Annotated in this window: 21 protein-coding genes and 1 tRNA gene; 10 read left to right on the forward strand and 12 right to left on the reverse strand. The window is 65.0% G+C overall.

Annotated features, from left to right (window positions below; all coding sequences use genetic code 11):
• Nucleotides 1-126: 126 nt before the first annotated feature.
• A complete protein-coding gene (locus JI664_RS02820) occupies nt 127-1,782 on the reverse strand; it encodes an electron transfer flavoprotein-ubiquinone oxidoreductase (RefSeq protein ID WP_207012207.1) in 1,656 nt (551 codons plus the stop codon).
• 298 nt (nt 1,783-2,080) lie between these two features.
• Between JI664_RS02820 and greA the strand changes: the two genes are divergently transcribed.
• The 4 genes from greA to JI664_RS02840 all read left to right on the forward strand — a co-directional run bounded on the left by greA (nt 2,081) and on the right by JI664_RS02840 (nt 4,880).
• Entirely contained in the window at nt 2,081-2,551 is a 471-nt protein-coding gene (greA, locus tag JI664_RS02825; RefSeq protein ID WP_207012208.1) for a transcription elongation factor GreA, read from the forward strand.
• Nucleotides 2,552-2,672: 121 nt separating this feature from the next.
• Nucleotides 2,673-3,827, forward strand: a complete 1,155-nt coding sequence (locus tag JI664_RS02830; RefSeq protein WP_286173795.1) for a hypothetical protein — start codon at nt 2,673-2,675, stop codon at nt 3,825-3,827.
• A 4-nt stretch (nt 3,828-3,831) separates the two neighbouring features.
• Nucleotides 3,832-4,554, forward strand: coding sequence for an AzlC family ABC transporter permease (locus tag JI664_RS02835; RefSeq protein ID WP_207012209.1), 723 nt, complete (start codon nt 3,832-3,834; stop codon nt 4,552-4,554).
• Entirely contained in the window at nt 4,551-4,880 is a 330-nt protein-coding gene (locus JI664_RS02840; RefSeq protein ID WP_207012210.1) for an AzlD domain-containing protein, read from the forward strand. The genes JI664_RS02835 and JI664_RS02840 overlap by 4 nt, the downstream gene beginning before the upstream one ends.
• Nucleotides 4,881-4,932: 52 nt before the next feature.
• Here the strand turns inward: JI664_RS02840 and JI664_RS02845 are convergent, their stop codons facing one another.
• From JI664_RS02845 to JI664_RS02860, 4 genes are all read right to left on the reverse strand, one after another.
• The gene (locus tag JI664_RS02845) at nt 4,933-5,532 is read right to left on the reverse strand and encodes a hypothetical protein (RefSeq protein WP_207012211.1); all 600 of its coding nucleotides are present in this window, start codon (nt 5,530-5,532) and stop codon (nt 4,933-4,935) included.
• Nucleotides 5,533-5,623: 91 nt separating this feature from the next.
• Nucleotides 5,624-5,770: an aa3-type cytochrome c oxidase subunit IV gene (locus JI664_RS02850; RefSeq protein ID WP_286173797.1), complete on the reverse strand. Its 147-nt coding sequence runs from the start codon at nt 5,768-5,770 to the stop codon at nt 5,624-5,626.
• Nucleotides 5,771-5,912: 142 nt separating this feature from the next.
• A complete protein-coding gene (locus JI664_RS02855; RefSeq protein WP_207012212.1) occupies nt 5,913-6,971 on the reverse strand; it encodes an MBL fold metallo-hydrolase in 1,059 nt (352 codons plus the stop codon).
• Nucleotides 6,968-8,677 carry an acyl-CoA dehydrogenase gene (locus JI664_RS02860; RefSeq protein WP_207012213.1) on the reverse strand — a complete coding sequence of 570 codons (1,710 nt, stop codon included), beginning with the start codon at nt 8,675-8,677 and terminating at the stop codon, nt 6,968-6,970. Before JI664_RS02860 ends, JI664_RS02855 begins: the two co-directional genes overlap by 4 nt.
• 128 nt (nt 8,678-8,805) lie before the next feature.
• Between JI664_RS02860 and JI664_RS02865 the strand changes: the two genes are divergently transcribed.
• Nucleotides 8,806-9,747: an L-threonylcarbamoyladenylate synthase gene (locus JI664_RS02865; RefSeq protein ID WP_207012214.1), complete on the forward strand. Its 942-nt coding sequence runs from the start codon at nt 8,806-8,808 to the stop codon at nt 9,745-9,747.
• A gap of 22 nt (nt 9,748-9,769) precedes the next feature.
• Here JI664_RS02865 and JI664_RS02870 read toward each other — a convergent pair whose 3' ends face one another.
• The 3 genes from JI664_RS02870 to JI664_RS02880 form a co-directional block, all read right to left on the reverse strand.
• Nucleotides 9,770-11,131, reverse strand: coding sequence for a DUF4874 domain-containing protein (locus JI664_RS02870; protein WP_207012215.1), 1,362 nt, complete (start codon nt 11,129-11,131; stop codon nt 9,770-9,772).
• A gap of 116 nt (nt 11,132-11,247) precedes the next feature.
• Nucleotides 11,248-12,807: a methyl-accepting chemotaxis protein gene (locus JI664_RS02875; protein ID WP_207012216.1), complete on the reverse strand. Its 1,560-nt coding sequence runs from the start codon at nt 12,805-12,807 to the stop codon at nt 11,248-11,250.
• A 701-nt stretch (nt 12,808-13,508) separates the two neighbouring features.
• Nucleotides 13,509-13,594 (reverse strand) — tRNA-Leu (locus tag JI664_RS02880).
• A 185-nt stretch (nt 13,595-13,779) separates the two neighbouring features.
• Here JI664_RS02880 and JI664_RS02885 point away from each other — a divergent pair.
• Both JI664_RS02885 and JI664_RS02890 read left to right on the forward strand, forming a co-directional pair.
• Nucleotides 13,780-14,358, forward strand: a complete 579-nt coding sequence (locus JI664_RS02885; protein WP_207012217.1) for a YqaA family protein — start codon at nt 13,780-13,782, stop codon at nt 14,356-14,358.
• Nucleotides 14,355-14,816 carry a disulfide bond formation protein B gene (locus JI664_RS02890; protein ID WP_207012218.1) on the forward strand — a complete coding sequence of 154 codons (462 nt, stop codon included), beginning with the start codon at nt 14,355-14,357 and terminating at the stop codon, nt 14,814-14,816. Before JI664_RS02885 ends, JI664_RS02890 begins: the two co-directional genes overlap by 4 nt.
• A 31-nt stretch (nt 14,817-14,847) precedes the next feature.
• Here JI664_RS02890 and JI664_RS02895 read toward each other — a convergent pair whose 3' ends face one another.
• From JI664_RS02895 to JI664_RS02910, 4 genes are all read right to left on the reverse strand, one after another.
• The gene (locus JI664_RS02895; protein WP_207012219.1) at nt 14,848-15,315 is read right to left on the reverse strand and encodes a DUF1203 domain-containing protein; all 468 of its coding nucleotides are present in this window, start codon (nt 15,313-15,315) and stop codon (nt 14,848-14,850) included.
• Between the two features lie 96 nt (nt 15,316-15,411).
• A complete protein-coding gene (locus tag JI664_RS02900; RefSeq protein WP_207012220.1) occupies nt 15,412-16,104 on the reverse strand; it encodes a GNAT family N-acetyltransferase in 693 nt (230 codons plus the stop codon).
• A 207-nt stretch (nt 16,105-16,311) separates the two neighbouring features.
• Nucleotides 16,312-18,090: an aspartate--tRNA ligase gene (gene aspS / locus JI664_RS02905; protein WP_207012221.1), complete on the reverse strand. Its 1,779-nt coding sequence runs from the start codon at nt 18,088-18,090 to the stop codon at nt 16,312-16,314.
• Nucleotides 18,091-18,208: 118 nt separating this feature from the next.
• Nucleotides 18,209-19,069 (reverse strand): ExeA family protein, encoded by an 861-nt coding sequence (locus tag JI664_RS02910; RefSeq protein WP_207012222.1) that lies wholly within the window; start codon nt 19,067-19,069, stop codon nt 18,209-18,211.
• Nucleotides 19,070-19,587: 518 nt separating this feature from the next.
• Between JI664_RS02910 and JI664_RS02915 the strand changes: the two genes are divergently transcribed.
• The 3 genes from JI664_RS02915 to JI664_RS02925 all read left to right on the forward strand — a co-directional run bounded on the left by JI664_RS02915 (nt 19,588) and on the right by JI664_RS02925 (nt 22,023).
• On the forward strand, nt 19,588-20,349 hold the full coding sequence (locus JI664_RS02915) for a sugar transferase (RefSeq protein WP_207012223.1): 762 nt from the start codon (nt 19,588-19,590) through the stop codon (nt 20,347-20,349).
• 100 nt (nt 20,350-20,449) lie between these two features.
• Entirely contained in the window at nt 20,450-21,118 is a 669-nt protein-coding gene (locus JI664_RS02920; protein ID WP_207012224.1) for a rhomboid family intramembrane serine protease, read from the forward strand.
• A gap of 80 nt (nt 21,119-21,198) precedes the next feature.
• Nucleotides 21,199-22,023, forward strand: a complete 825-nt coding sequence (locus tag JI664_RS02925; protein ID WP_414707709.1) for an ABC transporter ATP-binding protein — start codon at nt 21,199-21,201, stop codon at nt 22,021-22,023.
• Nucleotides 22,024-22,045 lie beyond the last annotated feature (22 nt).

Here is a 22,045-nt window from a genome sequence, read left to right on the forward strand (position 1 = left end):
GTCTCCCGCGAGGCTGAGGGATCGTCTGTCCCCAGATGTAGCGGGCTGACCGGTCAAGGGCAATGCGCGTGGCCTGCCCGCGCCCGCGTGAAGGATCACGCAAGCGCGAGCGGCCCGGCATCAGCGTCACATATTCGGGTAGTTGGGCCCGTCTCCGCCCTGCGGCGTGGTCCAGTTGATGTTCTGGCTGGGATCCTTGATGTCGCAGGTCTTGCAATGAACGCAGTTCTGGAAGTTGATCACGAATTCCGGCTTGCCGTCCTTCTCGACCACCTCGTAGACGCCCGCCGGGCAATAGCGCTGCGCGGGCTCGTCGAATTTCGGCAGGTTCACTGAAATCGGGATCGAGGGATCCTTGAGCTTCAGGTGGCAGGGCTGGCTTTCTTCGTGGTTCGTGGCGCTGAAGGACACGTTGGTCAGCCGGTCGAAAGACAACACGCCATCGGGCCGCGGATAGTCGATGGGCTTGTATTTCGCCGCCTCGCCCGTGGCCTGCGCGTCGTTGATCCGGTGGCGCAGCGTGCCGAACAGCGAAAAGCCCAGCGTGTTCGTCCACATGTCGAGCCCGCCCAGCGCGGTCGAGGCCACGAGGCCCCATTTCGACCACATCGGCTTGACGTTGCGGACCCGCTTCAGATCCTTGCCGATCACGCCGCCGCGCACGTTCTCTTCGTAGATCGGCAGCTCGTCGCCCTCACGGCCGGCCTTGATCGCCTCATAGGCGGCCTCGGCGGCCTCGATGCCCGAATGCATCGCGTTATGGTTGCCCTTGATGCGCGGCACGTTCACCAGCCCGGCCGAGCAGCCCAGCAGCACCGCACCCGGCATGGTCATTTTCGGGATCGACTGCCAGCCGCCTTCGGAAATCGCGCGCGCGCCATAGGCCACGCGCTTGCCGCCTTTCAGCAGCTCGGCAACCATCGGATGGTGCTTGAAGCGCTGGAATTCCATGTAGGGATACAGATGCGGGTTCTTGTAGTTCAGGTGAACTACGAAACCGATCAGAACCTGATTGTTTTCGAAATGGTAGATGAACGACCCGCCGCCCGCATTGCCACCCAGCGGCCAGCCCATCGTGTGCGTGACGGTGCCTTCGCGGTGCTTCTCGGGGTCGATTTCCCAGATCTCTTTCATCCCGAGGCCGAATTTCTGCGGGCAATGACCCTTCGACAGCTCGTATTTCTGGATCAGTTCCTTGGCCAGCGAGCCGCGCACGCCTTCCGCGATGAACACGTATTTGCCGTGCAGCTCCATGCCGACTTCGGTGTTTTCGCCGATCGAGCCATCGGGCTCCAGACCGAACACCCCGGCGACGACGCCCTTCACGCGGTCGCCGTCATAGACCAGTTCGCTTGCCGCCATGCCCGGGAAGATCTCGACGCCCAGCGCTTCGGCCTGTTCGGCCATCCAGCGGCAGACATTGCCCATCGAGACGATGTAATTGCCGTGGTTGTTCATCAAGGGCGGCATCGGCCAGTTCGGCACACGGACCGAGCCCCCCTCGCCCAGCATGTAGAAATTGTCGTGCGTCACCGGCACGTTGAGCGGCGCGCCCTTTTCCTTCCAGTCCGGGATCAGCCGGTTCAGGCCCGACGGGTCCAGCACCGCGCCCGACAGGATATGCGCGCCCACTTCCGAGCCCTTCTCCAGCACCACGACGCTGAGATCCGCGTCGAGCTGCTTGAGCCGGATCGCCGCCGACAGGCCGGCGGGGCCGGCACCGACGATGACGACATCGTATTCCATCGATTCGCGTTCGATCGCGGGTCCGGTCTCTGGCATGGTGGCTCCTCGTGACGAATGGCTGCCAAATGGCGCAACTTTGTTTCGTGGTGGATACCCTTTGCAGGGCGTAAGGGTCAATCCAGACCGCGCGTCAGAATGCTGCGTTGCAGACAATCTCTGTATCACGACGTCAGGGGCCTGCGGAACCACAGCCGGCGGTTGTGCGCCGCCCTGCCCCGGCGGGCCTTCAGGCGGGGCTTGCATTTCACCCGCCCCTTGTTATCAGATGGTTGCGTTGACCTCAGAACTGCCCCGGCCGTTGGCCGAGGGCGTTTTCATTTGCGTGTGAGACCCGATGGAAAAGATCCTCATGACCCGCCGCGGCTTCGATGCCCTGAACGCGGAACTGCGCAACCTCAAATCCGTCGAGCGCCCGGCCGTGATCCGTGCGATTGCCGAGGCGCGTGAACATGGCGATCTGTCGGAGAACGCCGAATACCATGCCGCGCGCGAGAAGCAGAGCTTCATCGAGGGCCGCATCAAGGAGGTCGAAGGCCTTCTGGGGCTGGCCGAGGTCATCGACCCGGCGAAGCTGTCGGGCTCGATCAAGTTCGGCGCGACGGTGACCATCGTCGACGAGGACACCGACGAGGAAAAGACCTACCAGATCGTGGGCGAGGCCGAGGCCGATATCGAGAACAACCTGCTGAACATCAAGTCGCCCCTCGCACGGGCGCTGATCGGCAAGGAAGAGGGCGATTCCGTCGAAGTCCGCACGCCCGGCGGCGAGCGCAGCTACGAGGTGCTGGCGATCGTGTATCGCTGACAGCAATGGCATGTCCGATTCCGAGGCCCCCAATGACGACGCCGCTTCAAGCGTCCCGCCTCGGGCTTCAGGCCCGGCCAAGGGGGGACAGGCCCCGGCCGGATCCCGCACCCCGCCACCGTTGAGCGGATCGGAACCGGACCAGTCGCCCCGGCCGGAAACGCCACCCGAATCGCAGGCTGACGGCGGAAATGGCGCAAGCCAGCCGAACGCCAATTCCGGCGACACCGCGCCCAAGGCCCGCCACACGCCGCCCGCCTTCGTCGCGCCGCCGCACGCGGCAGACGACGGCGCATCCGATCCCGCCACGACCAATGCCCCGGCGGCCAAGCCCGCCCGGATGGCCGGCGAAGGGCTGGCTTTCGGCCTGTCGCTTGTGTGGCTTGGCATGATGGTCGCGGCGCTGGTGGTGCTCGACCGGCAGGGCATGAGTATCTCGGACACACTGGGTCTTGTGGTGATCGCGCTGGCGGTGTTCCTGCCGGTCGCGCTGATCTGGGTCGCGGTGCTGGTGCTGAAAGCCGCGCGCGGGATGCGCGACGACGCGGCGCGGCTGCAGAGCACGGTCGAGGGGATGCGCCGCGCGTGGATCCGCGAACAGCAGGCAGCGGGGCTGGCGCTGAAACCTTCGGTCGAAGAAAAGCTCGACGAGATCGCCGCCGCCCAGCGCGCCGCCGAAGACCGTATGGCGATGTTCAGCACGCGCCGGCACATGCCCTTCACCGTCTCGCCCAATGCCAAGCCAGAGACCGCCGACGATGCCCAGCCCGCGCTGGCGCTCGACAATCCCGAGCCCGCGCCCGAACCGGTGCGCCCGGCCGATTTCATCCGCGCGCTCAACTTCCCCGAGACCGAGCATGACGAAGAGGGCTTCGCCGCCCTGCGCCGCGCGATGGAGGATCACGGCACCGCGTTGCTGATCCACGCTGCGCAATCCGTGCTGACGGTGCTGGCGCAGGAAGGCATCTATATGGACGACCTGCGCCCCGACCGGGCCCGCCCCGAAATCTGGCGGGCCTTTGCACTGGGCGCGCGGGGACCGGAAGTGGCGGCGCTGGGGGGGATTCGCGACCGCTCGTCGCTGGCGCTGACCTATGCCCGCATGCGCTCGGACCCCGGTTTTCGCGAGGCGGCGCATCATTTCCTGCGCACGTTCGACCGCCGTTTCGTCGTCTTCGAGGCCGCCGCCTCGGATGGCGAGATCGCGCAATTCGCCGAAACCCGTTCGGCGCGCGCTTTCATGCTTCTGGGTCGAGTGACCGGAATTTTTGGATAACACGATGACTGACAACCCAACGCAGCGCCAAGCCTTCTGGCGGGGTTTCAAACACGGCTGGCCGTTCATCCTGGTCGTCGCGCCGTTCGGCGTGGTGTTCGGGGTGGTCGCGACCGAAGCCGGGCTCGACGTGCTGCAAACGATGGCCTTCTCGATCGCCGTCATCGCCGGGGCCGCACAGCTGACCGCGATCCAGATGATGACCGACAACGCACCCGTCGCGATCATCCTTGTCACCGCGCTGGCCGTGAACCTGCGGATGGCGATGTATTCGGCCTCGCTCACGCCGCATCTGGGGCGGGCGCCGGTCTGGCAGCGGGCGCTTATTGCCTATCTGATGGTCGATCAGGCCTTCGCCGTCTCAGCCCTGCAATACGAAAAGACCCCGGGCTGGAGCACCCCGGCCAAAGTCGCCTATTACTTCGGCGTGGTCACGCTGATCTGCCCGATCTGGTATGTCGGCACGCTGGCGGGGGCGGTGCTGGGCGCGCAGATCCCCGACACGATCCCGATCGGCGCGGCGATCCCCATCGCCTTTATCGCGCTTATCGGTCCGATGCTGCGCACGCTGGCGCATGTCGCGGCGGCGCTGACATCGGTCATTGCCGCGCTGCTGCTGGCGGGACTGCCCTATAGCCTCGGGCTGCTGGTGGCAGGGCTTCTGGCGATGATCGTCGGCTCGGGCGTCGAGGTCTGGCTGGCGCGCCGTCAGGAGGAACGCCCATGACCCTGTCGCAACCGATCATCTGGCTGATCGTCATCGGGCTCGGGATAGGCACCTTCGCGCTGCGCTTTTCGTTCCTTGGCCTGCTGGGGTCGCGCCCGCTGCCCGCCTGGGCCCTCAGGCTGCTGCGCTATACGCCGGTGGCGGTCTTGCCGGGGCTGGTCGCACCGCGCGTCTTCCTGCCGCCCGAAGGGGCGACGACGCCCGACCCGACGCTGCTGGCCACCGCGCTGGTCACGCTGGCACTGGGCGTGTGGACCAAGAACGCGATCTGGGCAATGCTCAGCGGCGCCGCGACGCTGACGGTTCTGACCCTGCTTTTGGCCTGAGCGTCGGGACGCATCACCGGATACGAAAACGGGGCCCGAAGGCCCCGTTTTGTCATTCCGTGTATTGCTGGCGTTCCGTTGGCTCGGCGTCGGAATAGACCCGCTCTTCCATCACCCCCGGTATCGTCGCGAATTGTTCGGACAGGCTGTTGGGATAGAAGCTGTCCTCGATCCACTCGAACCCCGGTACCTGCGTCAGGATGGCGACGATGGATTTGGCGCAGAACGCATCGGGGACAGGGCCCTCACGCTCGGCCAGCCGCAGGATCATCTCGGCTGTTTCGGGCGGCACCCGCAGCGTCTGGATGCGCACATGGTGCGTGCGACGCGCGTGGTAATAGGTGTAGCGATAAAGCTGCGTATCGTCGAAGCCGTAATGGACATCGTGACGCTCGGGCGCGTCGGGATGGGTCCACGTCCCTGCCGGATCGAACAGCACCCGCTGGCTGGGCGCATTGATCATCAGCGCCGCGTGCTCGCCCTGACCGCCATCGTTCTTGATGACGTTGAACAGCACGATCTCGGCCGGGCCGTCATGCTGGTAGCGGGCGGCGATCACATCGGCTTCGGGCGCCCAGACGGTGGGCTTGGTCGTACAGGCTGCCAGAATGACGAGGGCAACCAGAGCGAAGGCTCTTGTCAGCAGGGGCATGGCGGCGTCCTTTCCATGAAACCGGGCGCAAAGCGCGCCCGGCTACCGCGTTTGCGCGGGGTCATAGGGACGCCGCATCAAAGCAGGCGCGTCAGGAATTGGCGAGCGCCAGGAAGATCAGGACAGCGATAGAGAAACCGCCGACCCAGACAGCCGCCTTGATGAAACCGGCAAAGGTCTTTTCCTGTTCGGTGGTGTCCATCGACCCGTGTTCGTGCGCCATGTCGGAAGTCTCCATTCCCGTGGTTTTTCCTTTCCATAGCGGAAGCCGAAACCCCTGTCACCCCGCCAGAGAGGGCCGGGCGTTTCGCCGCATCCAAGTGACGTGGCGGCGCCACATTCATGGATCGGGTGGCCCGTCGCGGGCCGCAAGTGCGGTTTCAGGCGGCGCGCTGCCACAGCCAGACGCCGCGCGCGTCGCGCTGGCGCGTGGCCCGGCCGGCCTTGAGCAGATGGTTGAGATGGGCCACCGATTCGACCAGCGCCATGCCCGCCGCCGAGTCGGTGATCTCGCGCTTGAAAAGCGGCAGGAAGCATTCGGCGGCCGTGCGCGGCTCGGACAGGTATTGCTCGAGCCGGGAAAGCGCGCCCTGATGGTTCTCGACCATCTGGCGCAGCCGCAGCGGCAGGCCGGTAAAGGGCAGCTTGTGGCCGGGCAGCACGTAATGACGATCCTCGGCGATCTCGCCGAACTTCTTGCAGCTCCGGATCCATTCGGCCACCGGATCGGCGCCGGGCTCGGTCGCGTAGACGCCCAGATTGGCGCTGATGCCCGGCAAAAGCTGGTCGCCGCCAATGACCAGATCGTCGTCGAGGCTCCAGAACGTCGCGTGCTCGGGCGCGTGGCCGTCGCCGCAACGCACGATCCAGTTGCGCCCGCCGATGACGATCTCGTCCCCCTCGGCGATGCGGGTGAACCCCAAGGGCATCGGATCGACGACATCGGCGAAGTTGAACGGCCGCTCGGCCATGCGGCGCGCGATCTCTTCCTCGTCCACTCCCGCGCCGCGCCAATAAGCCACGGTTTCCGGCACCGGCTTCGTATGGGCGTCGAGCATCAGCATCCGCGCGAAGAGCCACGCGGTGCGGGTGGTCACAAGCTCGACGCCGTATTCGGTCTGAAACCACCCGGCCAGCCCGATATGATCGGGATGGTGATGGGTAACGATCAGCCGCCGCACGGGTTTCGCCGCCAGCGGCCCGGCGATCAGCGCCTGCCAGTCGCGCTTTGTGCTCTTGGTGGCAAAGCCGGTATCGACCAGCGTCCAGCCATCGCCATCGTCGAGCGCGTAGACATTGACATGATCCAGCTGCATCGGCAGCGACATGCGCATCCACAAAATCCCCGGCGCGACCTCAATCGCCTGCCCCTTCTCGGGCGGGGCTTCATGTGGAAAGTGGATGCCCTGTTCTGCCGGGTGCGGGCTGGCTGTCGTCATGCGGTCTGAAGATCCTCGACGCTGAGATCGTAAAGCGGCCCGGCCCCCGAGCGCGCTTGCGCAAGCAGGGCGGCATGCTCGGGGAGAATACGCTCGATGAAGACGCGCGCAAGCCGGGCACGCCCGCCTTCGGGATCCACCATCGCGGCTTTCAGGTGGTAATGTGCGCCCAGCACCCGCGCGAAGGCCCGCAGATAGGGGACGGCACCGGCGAAGCGCTCGTTCATCTCCTGCGCCACCAGCCACTCGGTCGCTTCGCGCAGGGTTTCGCTCGCCTCCCACGTCGCCTCGGCCAGTTCGGGAAGCGTGCCGCGCGCGGCCTCGGCATTGTCCTGAACTTCCTGCAACAGACGGGCGGCGGCCTCGCCCCCGTCCATCATCTTGCGCGCAACAAGATCCATCGCCTGAATGCCGTTCGTGCCCTCATAGATCGGCGTGATGCGGACATCGCGGAAATACTGCGCGGCGCCAGTTTCCTCGATGAAGCCCATACCGCCATGGACCTGCACCCCCATCGACGCGACCTCGCAGCCGATATCGGTGCCGTGTGCCTTGGCGATCGGCGTCAGCAACGCGGCGCGCGCCTTCCAGCTGTCCTTGCCGGTGGCCTTGCCCATATCCAGCGCCAGACCGCATTCCAGCGCGATGGCGCGGGCGGCAAAGATCTCGGCCCGCATGACCGCCAGCATCCGGCGCACATCGGCATGGTCGATGATCGCGGTGTTGCCCATCGGCGTCTTGCCCTGCTTGCGCTCCTGCGCATAGGCCAGCGCGTGCTGATAGGCAGCTTCGGCCACGCCGATCCCCTGCGTGCCCACGCCCAGACGGGCATTGTTCATCATCGTGAACATCGCCGCCATGCCGCCATTGGGCTTGCCGACCATCCAGCCTTTGGCGCCTTCGAAGCTCATCACGCAGGTGGGCGAGCCGTGGATCCCCAGCTTGTGCTCGAGCGAGACGACACGCAGGTCGTTGCGCTCGCCGGGATTGCCCTCGGCATCGGGGATGAGCTTGGGCACCATGAACAGGCTGATCCCCTTGGTGCCGGGCGCCGCATCGGGCAGCCGGGCCAGCACAAGATGGCAGACATTCTCGGCCACGTCGTGATCGCCCCAGGTGATATAGATCTTCTGGCCGGTGATCGCGAAGGTGCCGTCGTCTTTTTCTACCGCCTTGGTGCTCAGCGCGCCCACATCCGAACCCGCCTGCGGCTCGGTCAGGTTCATCGAGCCGGTCCATTGGCCGGAAATCAGCTTGGGCAGGTAAAGCGCCTTCAACTCGTCGCTGGCATGGTGTTCCAGCGCCTCGATCTGGCCCTGGCTCAGCAGCGGGCAGAGCTGCAGCGCAAGGTTGGCGCCCGACATCATCTCGTTCATCGCGGTGTTCAGCGTCTGCGGCAGCCCCATGCCGCCGAACTCGGGCGTGGCAGAAATGCCCAGCCAGCCGCCCTCGGCAATCGCCTGATAGGCGTCCTTGAAACCGGGCGAGGTGCGCACGACGCCGTTTTCCAGCTTGGCGGGCGTCAGGTCGCCATTGCGATTGACGGGCGCCAGCACCTCGTCGCACAGCCGGCCCAGCTCGGACAGGATCGCCTCGGTCACATCGGCGCCGGCTTCGGCGAAAGTGTCGGTCTCGGCAAGGCGGTCGTAGCCCAACACCTTGTCGAGCAGGAAACGCACATCGGCAACGGGGGACGTGAATGGCATCGGTTTCCTCCAGGCAATCGCTGTTGCAGCCGCGCCAAGCGCGCTTGGCAAGCCGCGTCGCGGGCTGTATTGCCGCAATTATAGCGCCCGGAACAGCCCTCGACACGAAAACGCAGCGTCACCTCGCCATGCCCGAGACCCGAGTTTTGTCCCCAGATGCCAAGGGGCTGTCGCAGGCGGCGGGCCTGCTGCGGCGCGGCGGTCTGGTCGCGTTCCCGACCGAGACGGTCTACGGGCTGGGCGCCGATGCGACCTGCGACGACGCCGTCGCCCGCATCTTCGAGGCCAAGGGCCGCCCCCGCTTCAACCCGCTGATCGCGCATCTGCCCGACCTGTCGATGGTCGAGCGCTACGCCGTGCTGACCCCACTGGCCGAGCGCCTGGCGCGGGCTTTCTGGCCCGGTCCGATGACGCTGGTGCTACCGTTGAAAGGCGGGTTGTCGCCGCTGGTGACCGCCGGGCTCGACAGCGTGGCGATCCGCCTGCCCGCCCATCCGGTCGCGCGCGCGCTGCTTGACGCGTTCGGCGGCCCGCTCGCCGCGCCCTCGGCCAACCCGTCGGGGCGCATCAGCCCGGTGACGGCGCGGCATGTGTTGGACGGTCTCGACGGACGGATCGAGGCCGTGGTCGACGGCGGAAGCTGCGCGGTGGGACTGGAATCGACGATCCTCGACGCCCGGGGCGAGGCGCCGGTGCTGCTGCGCGCGGGCGGTCTGGCAAGCGAGGCGGTCGAAGCCCTCGGCCTGACGCTGCAGCGCCCAAAGGACGGACGGATCACCGCGCCGGGCCAGCTGGCTTCGCATTACGCGCCGCGCGGGCGCGTGCGGCTGGGGGCCGAGGCGCCCGAACCCGGCGAGGTCTGGGTGGGCTTCGGCCCCTGCCCCGGCGCCGCGCTGACTTTGTCGGAAGCGGGCGACACGACCGAGGCCGCGGCGCGGCTGTTCCACGCGCTGCACGAAGCCGACGCGCTGGCGGGGCCCGGGGGGCGCATCGCCTTCGCGCCGGTACCCGAAAGCGGGCTTGGACGCGCGGTGAACGACCGGCTTCGCCGGGCAGCGGCGCCCCGCTAGGATTGCCACCAGTGCTGGAACGTCAGGGTACCGCCCGGAAACAGAACGCAGCACGCGGGTCCGACCACCACGATTGCCCCGGCACCGCCGCATTCGCGAACCGTACGGCATAAGCCGCGATATCCGGCTGACGGGGATCGGGCGACGACAGGCAGATGACATCGTTGCGTCCGATCCAGCTGCGGAAACGCCCCTGAAACGGCACGGTTTCACCCGGGGCCACGTCGCCCAGACGCAGCCCGCCCTCTGGCGCCCCACGTCCCAGCAGCGCGGCCGGGCCAAGCGTGATCGTCTGCAGCGCGGTGCCGCCACGATACAGCGTCGCCAGCAGTGGGCGCGGCGAGAAGATACGCGACCAGCCGTCATTGACGACCCAGACCGTCACCTCATGCGCAGGCTGATCGATGCGGGCGAAATCCATGCGCAGCCGGTAGCCCAGCCGCCGCTCGACCGCGTCCCGGCAGCCTTCGGCGCGCCAGCGGTCGTGGAAGTCCGGGTGATAGGCGGCATCCAACGTGTTCAGGTGGTAAAGCGCCCCTTCATCAAGGATCGCCCAGCACCCCAGCCGTGGCGCGCTGCCGCGGCAGGTCTGCACGGAGAAGGGCGTGCTCTCGGTCATGTCCTGCGCGAAGAGACGTTGCGCCAGCTGCTGTCCCGCCCAGCCGGTATAGGTGCCGGTATCGTCGGGCGCGGACAGGAAACAATCGTTGTGAAACCCGAACCGCCCGCGCCCCTCGGCGCCCCAGGCCATCAGGTCGGGTGGCCGGCGCCATTGCAGCGGCACTTCGAGCGGGAAATATTCGAGCAGCGCATCCCGGATGGCCGCCTTGTTCGCCGGGCTTTCCAGCCCGTTGGCCGAGCCATGCCCCTCGCCCCATTGCCCGATGAAACCCGCCTGTATCACCGCCAGCGTGTCGCGGTTGCGCCGCAGGACCGGGCCGAGCTGGCGAATGTGTTGCAGGACCCGCCACAAGGGCGCATCCGGCTGGTTGCCGCCGTAATTATAGCTGAACCGCACGATCAGCTTGACCCCGGCGCGACGCGCATTGCCCAGCGCGCCCTCGATCCAGCTAAGTTCCCAGTCGGGCAAGGGCGCATTGCGCCAGGCATCGAGCCGGATCAGCGCGAAGACGACAGTATAGCCGTTCTCGTCGCGCTGACGCGCCATCCACTCATAGGTCCAGTTGTCGCTGCGTAGGAAATCCTCGTGCTCGCTGATCCAGAAGCCGCGTTCGGGCGACAGGACAAACCCCTCTTCCGCCGCGAAGTGCAGTGACCGGACCTGCGCCGACAAAGCGGCGGGGATCAGCGACAGAAAAAGCGTCAGACAAAGCGCCCGGAAAACGGCGCTGGGCGGCACGGATAAGCGGGAAAATCGTAACATGGCACACTCGGATTAATAAAACGCGGATGGTCTGCTCTACCCCGAACGCTGAAAACAGCTTCAGGACGTCCACAATACACCGCGCCTCGCCCTCGCCAAACCTTGGCGCTCACCCCCTATGCCACATTGCGGATCACCGGAGCGGGGTCATTCCGCTCGGAAGCATTCTGAAATTCCGCCACCACCTCGCTAAGCAGATTGGTCGCGGCATTCAAAGCTGTCGTTGCAGCAGAGGTTTCCTCAAACATGGCTGTATTATGCTGTGTGAGCTGATCAAGTTCACCCATGGTGTTTTTCAGATCAGCGATTCCTTGTGAATGGGTCCCGACCGTCGATGCGATGCTTTGCATGGCATCAGAGGCCTTGCGCACCGCTTCGAGAACACCGCGAAGGACTGCACCGGCGTTGTTGACAAGTTCCACACCGTTTTGAACCTGACGGGAACTGTCGTTTATCAGAACGCTGATTTCCTGCGCCGCATCCGAAGAACGCCCTGCAAGCGCGCGAACTTCCGTGGCGACGACGGCGAACCCTTGACCGGCCGTCCCCGCACGTGCGGCCTCGACCCCGGCATTGAGCGCCAAGAGGTTGGTCTGCAACGCCACGTCTTCGATCAGATCGACAACCGACAGGATCCGGTCCGAGCTGCTCTTGATCTGGGCCATCGCATCCAACGCGCCATCGACCACCTTCATGCCGTTTTCCGCGTCGGTTCTTGTCTCTGCCGTCATCAGCGCGGCCTGTTGGGCGTCTCCTGACGTGGTGGACATGACCTCGCTGATCCTGTCGATACGCGTGGTCACACTGCCCAGTGCATAGGCCTGTTCCTCTGTCCGCTTGGCGAGTTTGTCGGATGCAGAAGCAATGCTTCTTGTATCCGCTTTGATTGAGTCCGCGTTTTCCTGGACACGGGTCATGGCGACGGACAACGCTTTGACTGCGCTGTTGAATTCGTTTCGCAGCGGCTCGAACTGTTCCGGAAACACCGTAAGAATACGCGTTGCAAGATCCCCTTTTGCCAACCGGGTCAGCGCCACGCTAAAGTGTTCCATGACGTTGAGCTGTTCTGCTTCCTTTTTGGTCAGGTTCCTTTGCAGCTCGTGCGAACTGGTCAACGCATCGGAGAGCCTTGCCGCCTCTTGCTCGATCTGATCGCGCTGGCTCAGCTGCATTCGCAATAGGTAGAACAGACCTGCGGTTTCAGCCACCCAAACGGTGCCGTGTAGCGCCAGACGACCCAAATCTATCAGCAGGCCACCGCTTGGATAAATCAGCGTCGGCAGGAAAAACGTGAGCAGTGCGTGATGGACGATGACGATCCCTGACGCGGCGAGAAGCGCCCGCTGATCTTGCAGGATAACCAGCACAGCCAGCACGGCAAAGTAGATCAGGTGTGAGTCAAGCTGCCACGGATTTCCGGCCAATGCAGCCGTCAGCAACGGCAATTGCCCCATAGCCCCAAGCGACACCGCGATCCGCGCGATCTCTCCGCCGCGAAGCTGAACGCCGATCGTCACTGCGGCAATTGCGAGAGACATCGCAAGAAACGGCCAGGGCGACAGACCCGCCAGCCAGGCGCCGATCGCCGGAACAGGCGTCAGCAAACCGTTGAGATAGCCAATCAGACGTAGACCCTTTGCCTGCGCAGCTTCCAGGGAAGTGGTGGTTTCGGTCATTTTAAGCTCCGCAAAGTTGCGCTGCGATCGCGCCGTCGAGGACCAACCAGGCACCTTCGTTTTTTAACCGCTCGGCGAAGCCCGCAGGCTCCGTTTCTGCAACGGCGAGCAGGGCAAGCGGTGCGGATGTCGGGCCGATGGGACGTCCGCCCGCGCGGTGCAGGATACCCGGCAAACCGTTCGGAGGTCCGACAACGAGAAATGTGGTTGCTGATTGAAGCGGGCGACCGGTGAGAGCCAACAGAGGCGCCGCGATCAAGGGTCCGAAGATCAAGCATATCATCGCAGCGACGCGCATCACGGGGTTCCCGAAGAGAATCAAAGTTCACCTTGAGATACCGCCGAGAGCTTACCCCACGATTAACACGTCTCCGGTAGATTGCGCCCCTATCCCGGCGCATTCCTTCCGCGCAAGTCTTTGGCGTTGTTTCATTTTCGCGGCTGTGGCCATGTCAGTTCCTGACCCCGTAGCCTGCAGGAAACCTGGCCAATTGAGCGACTACCCGGGGCTGCCAAGAGCCGCCGATGCCCCCTGCCATCATCATAGGCGCAGCGGCTTACGGCATCCGGCAACACGAACCGCAGCAATGGATATGAGACGGGGAGAAGCCAAAATCCGTCCCAACAAAGAGCCAATGGGGCGTGGCGAACCGCTCTGGGGAACAGGTCCGGTCAAAGGGCACAGGTGATCTGACGAAAATTGGTGCCCGAGGCGAGATTCGAACTCGCACACCCGCTAGGGCGGAGGATTTTGAATCCCCTGCGTCTACCGTTCCGCCACTCGGGCACGCAGAAGCGGATTATCCCGCCCACGCGGCGCGGTCAACGGGGTGGATGCCATCGTGGTATCGTCCGCATGGGCAGGCTGAAGGCACCGAGCGGATACCGGACGGGCACAGTGCGGGCGATGCTGGCTTGACGCCCCCGTCCCGCTGGGGCACCAGAAACGCGCACAGCCCGAGCGGAGACCCCATGCTGCGATCTCTCTACGACTGGACGATCTCGCTTGCCGCGCATCCGCGCGCGCTTTGGGCGCTTGCTATCGTAGCCTTCATCGAAAGCTCGGTCTTCCCGATCCCGCCCGACGCGCTGATGATCCCGATGATCATCGCCGCCCCGCGCCGCGCCTTTTTGATTGCGGGGGTGGCGACGCTGTCCTCGGTTCTGGGCGGGCTTCTGGGCTACGCGATCGGCGCGCTGGCCTTCGACAGTATCGGCTTTCCGATCCTCGAAGCGCTGGGCAAGGGCGATGCTGTGCTCGAATTCAACGACCGTTTCAACAGCATGGATTTCTGGCCCGTGCTGATCGCCGGTCTCACGCCCTTCCCCTACAAGGTGATCACCATCATGTCGGGCTGGACCGGCCTGCCGCTGGGCACCTTCATCGTTACCTCGATCGTGGCGCGCGCGGGACGGTTCTTTCTGGTGGCGGGGCTGCTCTATTTCTTCGGCGCACCCATTCGTGAATTCATTGAGCGCCGGCTGGGCTTGATGACCTTCCTCTTCGTGGTACTGCTGCTCGGCGGATTTCTGGCTGTGAGGTTCCTGTGAAAAACTGGTCGCTCGCCTCGCTTGCGGGGCTCGGTTCTGCAGCGCTTCTGGGCGGCGCCCTGTATTTTCAATACGTCATGGGCCTCGCGCCCTGCGAACTCTGCGTCGAACAGCGCTGGCCGCATCTGGCGGCGTTCCTCATCGGCGTGGCCGTCTGGTTCTTCCCCGCGCGCTGGCTGATGGCACTGGGCGCGCTCGCCGTGGCCACATCGGGCGCACTGGGGATCTATCACACCGGCGTCGAGCGAGGCTGGTGGGAAGGCCCCACCGCCTGCTCGGGCACCGCCGATATTTCCAGCCTCAGCCCCTCGGATGCGCTCGACGTGATCATGGCGGCGCCAGTCGTGCGCTGCACCGATGTCGCGTGGGAGATGCTGGGCCTGTCGATGGCCTCGTGGAACGCGATCCTGTCCTTCGCGCTGGCCGCGCTCTGGATCGTCGCCCTGCGCCGCGCCTGAGCCAGGGACGCGCCTCGGTCAGGGACAGGCTTCAGGCCCGCCGCACCAAGGCGGCAAAACAGCCGGGCTTGGCGTAGTGAAGGTGGATATAGGCGACCGCCGGGTTCCAGAAACACCGCGTCAGCACCATGCCCAGCTCCCGCCCCTCGACCGCTTCGGCGTCGATCATCATGTCATCCCGGTCGAACCTCCGCACCGATATCAGCCGCGCGTGAAACACCGCCGGCACCGCGCCCGGCGCAGGCCGCGCCTGCCGTACCCCCGCGCGCACAAAGATCGCATGAGAGGCCCGATACGGCGTCGAGGCCGGCTGATGGGTGTAGTTGATCAGCAACACGGTCTCGCCAATCGCCGCATCCTCAAGGCTCACCCGGCAGGGCACGCCCGGCGAATGCGTAACGACCGAGCGCCGGGCATGGCGCGCGGCAAGGTCCTCGTCGGATAACGCGAAAAGCGGCGCGAAGTCGGCCTCTGGCAGGGCATGGATCTGAAACGTCATCGGGGTCCTCCGTCAGGTATGCCCCGTCTTCCAGGGATGCCCCGTCTTCGCCGACCGCATGAGACACCGCGACCCGGATCCTGCGCAATGCGCGGCTCAGCCCACCAAGGGATCGAGCGCCGCTAGGACGGGCCGCGTCAGCGCCGCGAGGCTCTGCTTCTGCCCCCCCTCAGCTCGGAAATTCGCGGGATCCAGCCAAGTCTCGAACGCCCCTTTCAGCGCCGGCCATTCCAGATCGATCGCCGCGTACCATGCGGTATCGCGATTGCCGCCCTTGACCACGCCCGCCTGCCGAAACACACCCTCATAACTCAACCCGAACCGCTGCGCCGCCCGGCGCGACGGCAGGTTGGCCGCATGGCATTTCCACTCAAACCGTCGATAGCCTGCCTCGAAGCACCATTCCATCAGCCGATAAACCGCCTCGGTCGCCTCGCGCGTGCGCTGAAGGCGCGGCGCAAAGGTCAGCCAGCCTGCCTCGGCCGATCCCGCGCGCGGATCGATCCGCATCAGGCTCATCGTGCCGCCCAGCCGCCCGTCTTCCATGCGCACCGCAAAATGCAGCGGATCCCAGCCCAGCCGCGCGGCATCCAGCCAGCCGATATAAGCGCCCTGATCCGCGAAAGGGCCGACCGGCAGGTAATCCCACATCGCCCCGCCATCCTCGGCATAGGCCGCGAACAGCCCCTCCGCATGCGCGCGCGCCAGCGGTTCAAGCGTGACATAGCGCCCCTTGATGTCAGTGCGCGGCGGCAATTGCGGCGGAGACCACGAAGACAGATCGGTCATGGCAGGATCCTTTCACAGATCCCTAACCGATAGCGCACCCCATCCCATCGGGAAAGCGCGCGCCACCCTCACTTTTATCCGGAAATATCCTCGGGGGGACCAAGGGGGCAGACAGCCCCCCTTGGCGCAGGGGAGCGCGAGGGGGCGCGTGGCCCCCTCGCCTCTGCCTGGAATAAATATGCAGGGGGCGCAGCCCCCTGCGCCAGCTCAGCTTTCCGGCGGCAGCACCCGCAGGCGGAGTTCGCGCAGCTGTTCGTTGGTGGCCTCCGAAGGCGCGTTCATCATCAGGTCTTCGGCGCGCTGGTTCATCGGGAACATGATGACCTCGCGGATATTCGCGGTATCGGCCAGCAGCATGACGATCCGGTCGATCCCCGCCGCGCAGCCGCCGTGCGGGGGCGCGCCGTATTTGAACGCCTTGACCATGCCGCCGAAGCGCTTCTCGACCTCGTCCTTGCCATAGCCCGCCAGTTCGAACGCCTTGAACATGATCTCGGGCTTGTGGTTCCGGATCGCGCCCGAGACCAGCTCGTAGCCGTTGCAGGCAAGGTCGTACTGATAGCCCAGCACCTCGAGCGGATCGCCCTGCAGCGCCTCCATCCCACCCTGCGGCATCGAGAACGGGTTGTGGCTGAAGTCGATGGTCCCGGTTTCGGGATCCTTCTCGTACATCGGGAAATCGACGATCCAGGCGAATTTGAAGACGTTCTCGTCGATTAGGCCCAGCTCGCGCCCGATCTCGGTGCGCGCGCGGCCCGCGACGGCCTCGAACTGCTCGGGCTTGCCGCCGAGGAAGAAGGCCGCATCGCCCTCGTCCAGACCCAGCTGCTGGCGGATCGCCTCAGTACGTTCCGGGCCGATATTCTTGGCCAGCGGCCCCGCCGCTTCCAGCCCGGCATCGCCCTTGCGCCAGAAGATATAGCCCATGCCGGGCAGGCCCTGCGACTGCGCGAAGCTGTTCATCCGGTCGCAGAACTTGCGCGAACCGCCGCCCGGCGCCGGGATCGCGCGGATCTGCGTGCCCGCGTTTTCCAGCAGCTTGGCGAAAATGGCAAAGCCCGAGCCCGCGAAATGCTCGGACACGACCTGCATCTTGAGCGGGTTGCGCAGGTCGGGCTTGTCCGAGCCGTACCACAGCATCGAATCCTTGTAGGCAATGAGCGGCCAGTCGGCATCGACCGTCTTGCCGCCGCCGAATTCCTCGAACACGCCCTGGATGACCGGCTGCACGGCGGCGAAGACGTCTTCCTGCCGCACGAAGCTCATTTCCACGTCGAGCTGGTAGAAATCGGTGGGCGAGCGGTCGGCGCGCGGGTCTTCATCGCGGAAACAGGGCGCGATCTGGAAATACTTGTCGAAGCCCGCCACCATGATCAGCTGCTTGAACTGCTGGGGCGCCTGCGGCAGCGCGTAGAACTTGCCCGGATGCAGACGCGAGGGCACGAGGAAGTCGCGCGCGCCTTCGGGCGACGAGGCCGTGATGATCGGCGTCTGGAATTCGTTGAAGCCTTCGTCCCACATCCGGTTGCGGATCGAGCGCACGACATTCGAGCGCAGCATCATGTTGGCGTGCAGCGTCTCGCGGCGCAGGTCGAGGAAGCGGTAGGTCAGGCGCGTTTCTTCGGGATAGTCCGGCTCGCCGAAAACGGGCAGCGGCAATTCGCCCGCCTCGCCCAGAATCTCGACCTTGCGGGCATAGACTTCGATCTCGCCGGTCGGGATCTTGGTGTTGATCAGGCTCTCGTCGCGGGCCTTCACGCTGCCCTCGATCGAGATCACCCATTCCGAGCGGACCTTCTCCAGCTCGGCGAAAGCCGCGCTGTCGCTGTCGGCCAGCACCTGCGTGATGCCGTAATGGTCGCGCAGGTCGATGAACAGCACGCCGCCATGGTCGCGCACGCGGTGCACCCAGCCCGCGAGGCGGACGGTATCGCCGACATGCGCCTTGTTGAGGTCGGCACAGGTATGGCTGCGATAGGCGTGCATCGGGAACTCCGGGGCTGGGGCTATGGATCGGCCCGGAGAAACAGCGTCAGGCGGTGGAAGTCAAGGGTGGCGGCTTTTGCGTGCGGTTCGGGCGCCGAAAACGGCGCTGCAAACCGGCTCAGCCCTGCGCGCCATCGCCAGTGCCGTCGCTGGCGCCAAAGAACACGCCGTCACGCAGCACCTGCGCCACGGTATCGCGTTTCACCATCGGCTCCTTGGCGGCATAGGCATAGGTCAGCGACAGGTCGCACAGCTGGTTGATAAGCCGCGGCACCCCGTCGGTCGCCTGATGCACCAGCTCGGCGGCCTGACGGCTGAAGATACCGGGATTGCCGCCCGCATGACGGATGCGCGAGGCGATATATCCCCCGGTCGAAGCGATATCGAGCCGCGGCAGGTGATAGCTTGCCGCGACACGCTGGGCGAACTGGATCAGGTCGGGGCGGCGCACCATCGCGCGCAGCTCGGGCTGGCCCACCAGCAGAAGCTGAAGCACCTCGTCGCGCCCGGCATTGATATTGGTCAGCATCCGCAGGTCTTCGAGCGCATCGCGGTTGAGGTTCTGCGCCTCGTCGATGACCAGAAGCACGCGGTTGCCATGGGCATGTTCCGCCAGCAGGAAATCCTGAATCGCCGGAAACGCATCGTCTTCGGCGCCGCCGCCCGGCACGGACAGGCCCAGCGCCGCGCAGACGCGCCGCATGATGTCGTTCACGCCGGGCCGTGCGTTCGAGATCATGCCGATCGTCACGCTGTCGTCGAGCCCGTCGATGAAATGGTGCAGAAGCGTGGTCTTGCCCGCCCCGATCTCGCCCGTCAGCAGCGTGATCGGCGCCCGCGTCGACAGGCCGTAATCAAGCATCGCGTACGCGCCGCGATGTTCGGGCGACCAGTACAGGAACTCAGGATCGGGTGCCAACGCGAAGGGACGTTCGCGCAGCCCGAAATGCTCCAGATAATAATTAAGCGCCTGTGCCATGCCCGTTCCGGTTTAGTTGCGCCCCCGCCCCGCTGATCGTTGTCAGCCAGAGCCATGGCGTTGTCCGTCGGGATATAGGCGAAGTGGGGCCAGATTACCAAATTCTCGGGGCGCTTTCTGGGCAAGCTGGACCTGCGGCCTTTCCCCTGCCATCCAAGCGCCACAAGCCGGGGTGATTCGGCGGCGCGACACGGAACACGGCGTAATTGTGGCAGAAGTTCGCCTCATGCGTGCAAATCAGCCCTTGACGCAATCAGCGCCTATCGGGCTTTCCGCGACGGAAATGTTTCCACTACAGGGACGATCACCCTCGCATCCTGCAAAAGTTCGCATGTTAAGCGGCATTTTGCGAAAACGCCCCCTGATGCCCATTTGGAAACAAACAGTTTAGGGCCTAATTATGGCGAAATTGCCGCAATTTGTTTTTTCCGCGACACAAACACGGCTAAAGAAGGTTAAGAGACGTCGACTGCGCCTGGGGGGGTGAAGTCCGACCGCATCACTATCTGGGCGCTGCCATGACCCTGCACTATCGTGCACTACCCGACTTCACCGGAGTCGACCTGAATCCGATGCCTGCAAACTACGCGCTGCAGGACTGGAGCAAGGGACCGACCCTGACCTCTCCGATGAGCGAGGCCGAACCTGCCGAGCTTCTGCCCGCGCTGGGCGGGGATTATGCGGTGACCGGCAAACGCCTGTTGGATCTCGTGCTGGCCAGCGTCGCGTTGCTTGTGGCCGCGCCGGTGCTGGTTCTGCTGGCGGCCCTGCTGTGGATCGAAGGCGGTAACCCCTTCTATACGCAGGAACGTCTCGGGCGGCACGGACGGCATTTCCGCATGTACAAGCTGCGCTCGATGGTGCCCGACGCCTCGGCCCGGCTGGTCGAGTATCTCGACCGCGACCCGGCGATGCGTGCCGAATGGGACCTGACGCAGAAGCTCAAGCGCGATCCCCGCATCACCCCGCTGGGCCGCCTGCTGCGCAAGACCTCGCTGGATGAGCTGCCGCAGCTGCTGAACGTCATCAAGGGCGACATGAGCCTTGTCGGCCCCCGCCCGATGCTGCCGCAGCAAATGGCCATCTACGCCAATCCGCCCGCCTATCTGGGCCTGCGTCCGGGGATCACCGGGCTGTGGCAGGTCACCGCGCGCAACGAGGACAGCTTCGCGCTGCGTGCGGCCATCGACCTGCGGTATGCCGAGCGGGTTTCGCTGTGGCGGGACCTGAAGATCATGGCAGCGACCTTCGGTTCGATCCTGCGCGCCACCGGCTACTGACCCTGCCCGGCGACAGAGTCCCTGACGCGGACCCTACGAAAGCCGGCGGGGCTTTGCGTTTGGTCTTGCGGTCATGCGACGCTGCTGCCATCCCTTGCCCATGACCCAGAATTTCAGAGCCAGCGCAACGCGGCCCGCCCCGGTTGTGCTGGGCATCGTCGGTCTGTGCGCATTGCTCGAGCTGGCCTTCACGCTGGCCGAAATGCCCTTCTTTCAGTTCGACAGCCTGCGCCGGGTCGCCATCGTCCATGGTGCGTTCTGGCCCGGCTTGCTGGAGGGATGGGAGCCGGTTTTTCCCGGCCAGCGGGTGACGATGTTCGTCAGCTATGCCTTTCTGCATGGCGGCTTTCTGCACATGGCCTTCAACATGCTGCTGTTGGTCCATCTGGGCCGTCAGTCGGTGATCCGGCTGGGACAGGGCGGCTTTCTGCTGGCCTTCGTCCTGTGCGCGATCGGCGGGGCGGCGGGCTACTGGCTGCTCAACGGCTCAGACTCGCCGATGCTGGGCGCCTCGGGCGCGGTGTTCGGTTTTTTCGGCATGACGATCTTCTGGGACATTCAGGTCCGGCGCAAAATCGGCATGTCGATCGATCAGCCGATCCGGATGATGATCGGTCTGGCGGTGATGAACGTGCTGCTGTGGTTTCTCGTCAGCGGAATGCTCGCATGGGAGGCACATCTGGGCGGTTTTGTCACCGGCGCGGTGCTGGCACGGATCGTGACCCCCACGCCGGGTCACCGGGCGCGGCTGACCCCTCGGGACCGTTGACAGAATCGTCAATACGCCGTTGCATTCAAAATCGAAATGCGCCCTAGTAGAAAACTTGATCAAATAATGACGGAGTCTGCGTGACCGCCGATACACTGACTGCCCCGCCCGAACCCGGTCCGACAGACGCTGCCGCGACTGTCCCGGTCATCGAGATCAATGGCCTGCACAAGGCCTATGGCTCGCTCGAGGTCCTCAAAGGGGTCGATGTCAAGGCAATGCCCGGTCAGGTGATCTCGCTCATCGGTTCGTCCGGGTCGGGCAAATCGACGCTTCTGCGCTGCTGCAACCTGCTCGAAGACAGCCAGCAGGGCGACATCATCTTCGAGGGCGAAAGCGTCCATTGGCGCGGCACCGGGCTGAACCGTCACCCGGCAGACCGCGCGCAGGTCGCGCGCATCCGCACCAATCTTGCGATGGTGTTCCAGAACTTCAATCTGTGGTCGCACATGACCGTTCTGCAGAACGTCATGGAAGCCCCCGTCACGGTGCTGAAGCAGGACAAGGCCACGGTCGAGAAACGCGCCCGCGCCCTGCTGGACAAGGTGGGGATCGGCGACAAATGCGACGTCTATCCGGCGCAGATGTCGGGCGGCCAGCAGCAGCGCGCGGCAATCGCCCGTGCCCTGTGCATGGAGCCGCGCGCGCTGTTGTTCGACGAGCCGACCTCGGCGCTGGACCCCGAGCTTGAGCAAGAGGTGGTACGCGTCATCAAGGCGCTGGCCGATGAGGGGCGCACGATGATCATCGTCACCCACGACATGCGGCTGGCCAATGACGTGTCCGATCACGTCATCTTCCTGCATCAGGGCCTGATCGAAGAAGAGGGCCCGCCCGCAGAGCTGTTCGGCGCGCCCAAATCGACGCGCCTTCAGCAATTCCTCAGCGCGACCCAGTCGGGCTGAGGGCAAACAAAACAAAAAAGAC

This window comes from Rhodobacter sp. NTK016B, from assembly GCF_017303295.1.
Taxonomy (GTDB): Bacteria; Pseudomonadota; Alphaproteobacteria; order Rhodobacterales; family Rhodobacteraceae; genus Pararhodobacter.

Coding starts and splice junctions, on each gene's coding strand:
- aspS (WP_207012221.1), bottom strand. CDS start 18,090: ATGCACGCCTATCGCAGCCATACCTGTGCCGACCTCAACAAGGCGCAT.
- JI664_RS02895 (WP_207012219.1), bottom strand. CDS start 15,315: ATGACGTTTCAGATCCATGCCCTGCCAGAGGCCGACTTCGCGCCGCTT.
- JI664_RS02850 (WP_286173797.1), bottom strand. CDS start 5,770: ATGGAGACTTCCGACATGGCGCACGAACACGGGTCGATGGACACCACC.
- JI664_RS02920 (WP_207012224.1), top strand. CDS start 20,450: ATGACCCAGAATTTCAGAGCCAGCGCAACGCGGCCCGCCCCGGTTGTG.
- JI664_RS02855 (WP_207012212.1), bottom strand. CDS start 6,971: ATGACGACAGCCAGCCCGCACCCGGCAGAACAGGGCATCCACTTTCCA.
- JI664_RS02885 (WP_207012217.1), top strand. CDS start 13,780: ATGCTGCGATCTCTCTACGACTGGACGATCTCGCTTGCCGCGCATCCG.
- JI664_RS02840 (WP_207012210.1), top strand. CDS start 4,551: ATGACCCTGTCGCAACCGATCATCTGGCTGATCGTCATCGGGCTCGGG.
- JI664_RS02875 (WP_207012216.1), bottom strand. CDS start 12,807: ATGACCGAAACCACCACTTCCCTGGAAGCTGCGCAGGCAAAGGGTCTA.
- JI664_RS02835 (WP_207012209.1), top strand. CDS start 3,832: ATGACTGACAACCCAACGCAGCGCCAAGCCTTCTGGCGGGGTTTCAAA.
- JI664_RS02865 (WP_207012214.1), top strand. CDS start 8,806: ATGCCCGAGACCCGAGTTTTGTCCCCAGATGCCAAGGGGCTGTCGCAG.
- JI664_RS02845 (WP_207012211.1), bottom strand. CDS start 5,532: ATGCCCCTGCTGACAAGAGCCTTCGCTCTGGTTGCCCTCGTCATTCTG.
- JI664_RS02900 (WP_207012220.1), bottom strand. CDS start 16,104: ATGACCGATCTGTCTTCGTGGTCTCCGCCGCAATTGCCGCCGCGCACT.
- JI664_RS02860 (WP_207012213.1), bottom strand. CDS start 8,677: ATGCCATTCACGTCCCCCGTTGCCGATGTGCGTTTCCTGCTCGACAAG.
- JI664_RS02910 (WP_207012222.1), bottom strand. CDS start 19,069: ATGGCACAGGCGCTTAATTATTATCTGGAGCATTTCGGGCTGCGCGAA.
- JI664_RS02915 (WP_207012223.1), top strand. CDS start 19,588: ATGACCCTGCACTATCGTGCACTACCCGACTTCACCGGAGTCGACCTG.
- JI664_RS02870 (WP_207012215.1), bottom strand. CDS start 11,131: ATGTTACGATTTTCCCGCTTATCCGTGCCGCCCAGCGCCGTTTTCCGG.
- greA (WP_207012208.1), top strand. CDS start 2,081: ATGGAAAAGATCCTCATGACCCGCCGCGGCTTCGATGCCCTGAACGCG.
- JI664_RS02820 (WP_207012207.1), bottom strand. CDS start 1,782: ATGCCAGAGACCGGACCCGCGATCGAACGCGAATCGATGGAATACGAT.